At 39.8% G+C, this 6,710-nt stretch carries 5 protein-coding genes; 4 read left to right on the top strand and 1 reads right to left on the bottom strand.

The window, feature by feature from the left end; all coding sequences use genetic code 11:
• Nucleotides 1-53: 53 nt before the first annotated feature.
• Nucleotides 54-2,390, top strand: a complete 2,337-nt coding sequence (locus tag Q1W14_RS10905; RefSeq protein WP_300701431.1) for a TonB-dependent receptor — start codon at nucleotides 54-56, stop codon at nucleotides 2,388-2,390.
• 187 nt (nucleotides 2,391-2,577) lie between these two features.
• Here Q1W14_RS10905 and Q1W14_RS10900 read toward each other — a convergent pair whose 3' ends face one another.
• Nucleotides 2,578-3,444, bottom strand: a complete 867-nt coding sequence (locus Q1W14_RS10900; protein WP_300701430.1) for a head GIN domain-containing protein — start codon at nucleotides 3,442-3,444, stop codon at nucleotides 2,578-2,580.
• Between the two features lie 262 nt (nucleotides 3,445-3,706).
• Between Q1W14_RS10900 and Q1W14_RS10895 the strand changes: the two genes are divergently transcribed.
• The 3 genes from Q1W14_RS10895 to Q1W14_RS10885 all read left to right on the top strand — a co-directional run bounded on the left by Q1W14_RS10895 (nucleotide 3,707) and on the right by Q1W14_RS10885 (nucleotide 6,707).
• Nucleotides 3,707-4,411, top strand: a complete 705-nt coding sequence (locus Q1W14_RS10895; RefSeq protein WP_300701429.1) for a SprT family zinc-dependent metalloprotease — start codon at nucleotides 3,707-3,709, stop codon at nucleotides 4,409-4,411.
• Nucleotides 4,412-4,546: 135 nt separating this feature from the next.
• Entirely contained in the window at nucleotides 4,547-5,431 is an 885-nt protein-coding gene (locus tag Q1W14_RS10890; RefSeq protein WP_300701428.1) for a hypothetical protein, read from the top strand.
• A 13-nt stretch (nucleotides 5,432-5,444) separates the two neighbouring features.
• The gene (locus Q1W14_RS10885; protein ID WP_300701427.1) at nucleotides 5,445-6,707 is read left to right on the top strand and encodes a DUF6175 family protein; all 1,263 of its coding nucleotides are present in this window, start codon (nucleotides 5,445-5,447) and stop codon (nucleotides 6,705-6,707) included.
• Nucleotides 6,708-6,710 lie beyond the last annotated feature (3 nt).

Below are 6,710 nucleotides of genomic sequence, written 5' to 3'. Positions count from 1 at the left end.
TGAAGAGGCTTTGAAGAAATAAACATGATAATTTACGTATAGAAAATCATATTATGAAAAAAGTATTTATAATAAATATATTGATATTGCTGGTGAATATTACAGCAATAGCACAAACAGTTAAAGTGGAGGGCACAGTAGTTGATAATAATAATCGAGCTATTGAATATGTAAATGTAGCGGTTGTTTCTTTACCCGATTCTACTTTTATTACCGGAGGTACAACAAGTAGTAAAGGGAAGTTCTCACTGAAGGTGAATGCTGGTTCCGATCTTTTATTGAAAGTGTCTTATATCGGCTATAACAGTGAACAAATCGTAATAAGTAATCCCCATGGTACTATTCAGATGGGTGATATCCTTTTGCAAGAGGCATCAGTTTCACTGAATGAGGTCGTTGTTTCGGGGAATAGCATCACGCAGAAAGTAGATAGAATGGTGATTGTTCCCACGAGTGCGGCAATGAAGAACGCCTATAATCCATACGACTTGATGCTGAATCTTTCTATTCCACGGTTGCAGGTAAATTCAATAAATAAAAGTATGGAAGCCAATGGTGCTTCCGTACAGACTCGCATCAATGGTATTGTTGCTACCTCCACCGAAGTGGCAGCTTTGTTACCCAAAGATATCGTAAGAATAGAGTTTATCGAGAATCCGGGAGAACGTTATGGTGACAGTAGCTTGGGCGCAGTAGTCAATATTATTGTGCGCCAACGCGAATCAGGTGGATTGGTGAATATACAAACGCTAAACTCTCCTCAAATGCTGTTTGGAGAAAATAGCGTGGTTGCCAAATACAACTATAAAAAATCACAGTGGGGAGTGTTTTATAACTTGAATGACAGAGGATTCAAGAAAACACGTACGGATATGACGGAAGAATATCACTTGGATAACAAGACTATACACCGTGTACAAGAAGGTATAAACGATAAGAGCAAACATTTTGATCACAATGTTGACCTCTCGTACAATCTTTCCGAACCTGATAAATATATGCTGAACGTGACATTCCGTAACAGTATAAATGATGCTCCTTTCTTGGATCAGTCAAATAAACTTTATGACGCATCTAATACTGATAGTTATATTCTCTCTAAACTGCATAACAAGCAGTTCAGCTATACGCCTTCTCTTGATGTGTATTATCAACGTATGTTACCGCACGACCAGACATTGACTTTTGATGTAACTGGTACGCTGATTCATTCTACTTCTAACAGGCAGTACAGTGAATATACTACTCAGGACAAAACTTTGGCCGCTATTGAAACAGATGTGACAGGAAATAAACGTTCTATTATCGGTGAAGCAATCTATGATAAAAAGTTTAAATCATTGGCCTTCAGTGCCGGTTTGCGCCATTATCAGATGTATGCCGAGAATAAGTATGCAGGTTCTTCACCCATGACCTCCGAGATGAATCAAGCCAAGTCATCAGCTTTTGCAGAAATACAGGGAAATATTAAGAAAGTAAGCTATGGCGTCAGTGCCGGTCTTACCCGTTCTTATTTTGAAGAAGGAGGGCAAAAGCATACTTATTATACATTTACACCTACTGTACGATTGAACTTTGCACCCCATAAGAACGGTAATATCAACTACCGTTTCAATGTAGAGCCTTCCATCCCTTCGCTTAGTGCACTTACCGATGTGGAGCAGCCCATCGATACCATTCAGATTATGCGTGGAAATCCGTCTTTGAAGACCTATAGTACCTATAACAATACACTGAACTACTCGTATATGAAAAAGGCCTTTATTTTTATGCTGAATGTGAGACATCTGTATCGGAAGGATGCTATTATGGAGAGTGTCTTTGCTGAAGGCGATAAGATTATTATAATGGATGAGAATCAACGATCCATGCAAGCATTTCTGTTGGGACCTACTTTTGTACTCCGTGGATTGAAAGTGGGTAACCTGGAGAATTTCCTTACTCTGAGTGCTGAAGGCGGGTTTGCACGATACTGGTCTAATGGAAATGACTACACCCATACCTATAACTGTTTCTATTATAATTTGATGGGAATACTTAATTATAAAAAGTTTTCATTGATAGGGCAGTATAGCAAGAATAAAAATGAATTGTTTGGAGAGACCATTTACAAAGGTGAGAATAAGACTGTATTCATGGCTACTTATACCCATAAACAGTTTCAGTTAGGAGTTGGTGCACTTTTCCCATTTACCAATAACTATAAAACTGGAAAAGAACGGATCAGTAAGGTTGCTCCCAACTCTTCGTGGACATATGCTAAGGAACTCGGTCAAATGTTTGTTTTGCGGCTTAACTATAATTTTGAGTTTGGCAAGAGCTACAAATCATCGAAGAAACGTATCAATAACAGTGATAGTGAATCAGGTATCCTGAATGTTGATAAGTAAAATATACCACAGACATTTTATTAATTGATTGATTTTACTCTCCGGTGGTAGAGAGTGTTTTACGAACAAAAGGCTTCCTCACGGAAGCCTTTTGCCATTTTTTAGAAATCATCTTTCTATAGGTAATTTATTAGAGAGAATCTAGTTTAGGTTTTCTATTTATTAATCCAAAGTTAATGCAATTTCTTTATAGTTTATATAATCCTTTCTTCGGAATGTCCAGTTGCGGTTCGCCTTTATAACCTACGCTGCCGCTTCCACTGGTACGAACTTTCAGAAAATCAGTAGCGAAACATTTAATGTCGCCTGAACCTGAAATGGAGGTATTTACATTCTTGGCTTCCAGACCGTCTGCGAAGATATCGCCCGAACCGGCGATAGAGTATGAGGCTTCTTGTGATTTACCACTCAACAGGATAGTACCGGAGCCTGCGATACTTGCTTCAACATTGCTAGTTGTAATATCCTTAATATTCATGTCACCCGAGCCGGCAACCGATGTTTTCAAGCTATTGCAAGAGATAGAGCTGGTATTTATATCACCTGATCCTGCAATGGAAACTTTCATATTATTGCAACCGATGTTTGCTCCTTTGATGTCGCCCGAACCGGCAACACTGAGAGAAAGGTCATCTTGGCTTTTCAATCCGTTGGCAAAATTGAAATCGCCTGAACCGGCCACTGAAACACCTGTTAAATTAGGAGAAGTGACACGTACTTCGAGTTTGTCGTATGAAACATTTACTCCTTTTTTGAATCCGATAACGAGCGTATTGCCTTTTACCTGGATATCGAGCAAATCAACAATATTGTCGGAAGTATAAATTTCCAGACTTGGAGCACCCTGTTTCTGTTTATAGATTACATCTTGGCTACCAGCGACACTGATCTTTTCGAAGTTTTCTACTTTGATGTTCTTGGTTACAAAGTTCTTGCTGCCCTTAACGGTTTTACCTCCGAAGAGACCTCCGGAGCTGTACGTATGTTGTTGTGAACAAGCTGTAGTACTGAACGCTAAAAAAGCGATTGCGATGAATGTTGTTAAACTTTTCATATTCATTTGTTTTTATGATTTAGCATTTATCTATTAGACGTAAACAGTTTCCAAAAAGTTGCATGATCGAGTGTCTTTTTTGAAAGAAAGTTTAATCCGCCTATAATATTCAATATTTGTGCCATAAATGTAAAGTGTTGATTATGTGCAGTTAATTGTAATTGCTGAGTGTTCGTTTTCGGACACTCCGTTCGCTTTTAGGAGGCAATTACTTGTTTTTTCGGTCAAATCTTTGTTCTTTTGTTCATTCATAGAGAATTCAATGGAATCAGAACACATTATAGAAGATGAGGAACTTGGCCGTTTGTTTGTTCGGGTGAATAGTCGGGCACGGCGCCTGACGTTCCGTACAAAAGAGGATGGGGTATTTGTGACTGTGCCTCCCGGCACCTCAATGAAAGAACTGAAAAATGCTATTGAAGAGTTACGTCCCCGCCTGAAAACTGCCAAACAAAAACAAGTGCGTCCGTTAATCGATTTGAATTACCGGATTGATACGGAATTCTTTAAACTAAGCCTTGTTAGTGGTCAACGGGAGCGCTTTCTATCCCGTTCCGAACTGGGCGAGATGCAGATTATATGTCCTCCTGATGCCGATTTTTCTGATGAGGCATTGCAGGATTGGCTACATAAAGTAATTGAAGAGGCGTTACGGCGAAATGCAAAGATTATTCTTCCTCCCCGTCTATATATGCTTTCCACTCGGCATAACCTTCCTTATAAAAGTGTGAAGATTAATTCTAGTAGCGGACGTTGGGGAAGTTGTTCCGGTCGTGGTAATATCAATCTTTCCTATTTCTTGGTTTTATTGCCCAAGCATTTGATTGATTACGTCCTGTTACATGAGTTATCTCATACCCGTGAGATGAATCATGGAGAACGCTTTTGGGCTTTGTTGAACCAATTGACCGATGGAAAAGCGCAAGCTTTGCGGGATGAATTGAAACAATATCGTACTACTATCTGATGCTTTCATGATAACTCTCTTGTCTTCTTTTTTGAGTTAATAAACGTCAACACTTTTGCGGGCTGATAATAAATGTTTATTTTTGAAAAATTAAATCAAACAGATATTCAGATAATTAAAAGTCAAGCACTATTTATGAGAAAGATTCTATTAATATTATTCTGTTTATGCTATGTAGCAGCAGGATATGCTCAAAGTTTTGATGAGCCTAAAGGGAAACCCACTGTATTTATTGATTACTTTCGTCGTTCGAGCAATGCACCTTTTGCATGGGTAGAAGGTCTACGCAATAGTGTGATTGAAGGTATACAGAAGATGGATCGTGTTATTCTTATTGATGTGGATGCACAAGATGCACTACGTATCGAGGCACAACGACGGTCATCTGAGAATATTTCAGCAGGTGAGGATAACGAAATGGACCGCCTTTCTGCGATGAACGAATTAGGTGCTCAATATATTATCACCGGACAAGTATCTTCCATGACATCCACTTGGAAGAAAGATAGTGAGGGTAAAGGTTATTATGATGGTTCGATTACCTATACGTTGAAAGTTACCAAATCTCAAAATGGCACTTTAATAGGAACAAAGACTATACAACATGCTGGGCTGACTGGTGGTAGAGGAGGCAATAAGGAAGAAGCCATCGCTAATACCATTACTTACGCTGTGCATAGTATGCGTGACTTTGTAGATGAATACTTCAAAATAGAAGGAACGATTCTTGAGGTAAATACTGAAAAGAAAGGAAAAGCCGAAGAAGTTTATATTAATTTGGGATCTATGCATGGCGTGAAAGAAGCGCAAAAATTCACTGTTTATGTAGCGCGTGAAGTTGCCGGCAGAACTGCTAAAAAGGAAATCGGACGTCTCACAACAAAAACCGTTGAAGGAGAAGATATTTCTCTTTGCAAAGTCCAGAAGGGTGGAGAAGAAATCATGCAGGCCATCAATGACGGGCAAACTATAATGATCGTCTCACGTGAGCAGACACTGATGGGTGGTTTGTTCCATTAATAAATCTACAATTATGAAATGCTATTGGATGCTCCTTTTGGGGATGTTTCTGGCTGTGGGTGTGCATGCACAGAATTATTCCAGCGAAGTCACCTTCTTGCAACAGCAGGGAAATACACTCTCTGTTCACTCTACAGGCGTAGCCGAGAAAAAGAAAGAGGCTGTGCCTATGGCTCTGAAATCCGCTTTCTATACTCTGTTCTATACGGGGATAGAAGGAGTGAACAATGGCAATCCGCTAATTGCAACTGCTAAGCCTGATTATGATCGTCGATTTTTTGATGAAGGACGTTACTCCGTTTTTGTGAAAGATTACACAGAAACTGAGAACACGGTGAAAGTCGGAAAGAATTATCGTGCAACGGTTGATGTAACTATACTCTTTGATGCTTTACAGAAAGATCTGAATCGGAATAAAGTACAGACTAATCTCACAATGGCGGTAGGCAATGCCAGTAATCAGGTGAAATTGCCTACTGTGACGGTGGTTCCTTATACAAAAGAAGGGGAGGATGTACGCACTATTCTTGACCACAATCAGATGTTGAGCTATGCCGTGAGTAAGATGACAAGTGAATTCAGTACCCGTGGCTATAAGACTAAAGACTTTATAGCCCAATTGAAACGGGCTAAAAGGAATGATGTTCTGACTGCCGGTACACAGTCCGATGCTACAACGAAGATGATACAAAACATGGGTGCCGACATTATTGTGACTGCAAAAGCCATAGCAACCACCCATCCGAATCGTCAGAGCGAAGTGACACTTGAACTGAGTGCTACCGAACTTCAGACAGCAGGTAATCTGGCAAGTGCAACCTTTCAGAGTGGCAAGTACATGACAACTGATACTGTAAAGCTGACCGATTATGCGCTGAAGAAAACCAAAGAAGAGTTCTTTACCAAATTGCAGGCCTCTTTTAATGACATCGTGAAGAACGGTCGTGAAATGGCCATTCAAATGGTGCTCTCCAAATCTGTAACCGATTGGGACTTCGAACAACCCACACCCGGTGGAGATAATGACTTTAAACAAGTGTTGGAAGACTGGTTGCAAACCCATTCTTTGAATGGTGTATATGATATGAGTCGCAGCAACGACAAAGTGATTGATATTTCTATGCAAGTACCTATTTGGGACGAAGCGCAAGGACGTGCTTATACCATTTCCCACTTTAGTTCCGAACTAAAGAAATTCCTCGATGAAATACTTGGGGGAGATTATGTGGCTTCTGTGGTTACCATGGGGCAGGGATTGACTATCACAATCAAGTAAACT

The organism is Bacteroides sp. (assembly GCF_030151085.1).
Classification (GTDB): Bacteria; Bacteroidota; Bacteroidia; order Bacteroidales; family Bacteroidaceae; genus Bacteroides.
The sequence above is the reverse complement of the archived record's forward strand: the minus strand, read 5'-3'. Positions and strand labels throughout refer to the sequence as shown.